The 656-nt window shown below is 66.0% G+C and carries 2 pseudogenes; both read right to left on the reverse strand.

Annotated elements, in window-relative coordinates:
- Positions 1-377, reverse strand: a pseudogene (locus AOK15_RS45785) (hypothetical protein); the annotation flags it as partial.
- Positions 378-475: 98 nt separating this feature from the next.
- Positions 476-656, reverse strand: a pseudogene (locus AOK15_RS47525) (HNH endonuclease); the annotation flags it as partial.

Consider the following 656-nt stretch of genomic DNA (forward strand, 5'->3'; position numbering starts at 1 on the left):
GTGTCCCGGCCGCGGGCATGGACGCGCAGCCGGTAGGTGCCGGTGCCGTTGAACGACAGGACGGGTAGGTCTTCGTCCAGATCGTCCATCATGCCGCGGACCATGAGTTCACCAGAGGCGGAGAGCGCGGAGATCTCCACGATGTCCTGCCAGTCACCGTCGTCAGGCCCGGGCTCTGCCTGGTGAAGGGTGACGGTTACGTCGACATCACCGGTGTGGATTCCGGTCATGACAACAATGACGCCATCGACCACCCGAAGCAGGCCGTTGTGCCCACGGTCCAGTTCGGGGCCGGTCGGCCCGTCCTCGTCGCTGATGTCGAACTGGTGGTACTGAACAGGGACTCTCCCCTGGCCCTGCTCCACCTCGTCACTCATCTCGCAGTCCTCTGCCGGGCACCGGATGCCTACTTGACCCACATCACCCTCAAGCGGGGGAAGAGAGCGCTGCCGCAGCAGTATCAGGCAAGGAGAGGTCAGCGGGCGCGGGTGACTTCGATGACCGTGTCCGGGCAGCCGCCGAGGGCCTCAGTGAGCGTGGCGTGCTCTGCCGGGTCGATGGTCAGGTCCCAGCGGGTCTTGATGGCGATCCAGTCGGTGGCGTAGGTGCAGCGGTAGCTCTCGGCGGGCGGTTGCCAGGTGGTGGGGTCCTGGTCG

This window comes from Streptomyces ossamyceticus (assembly GCF_001418475.1).
GTDB lineage: Bacteria > Actinomycetota > Actinomycetes > Streptomycetales > Streptomycetaceae > Streptomyces > Streptomyces ossamyceticus.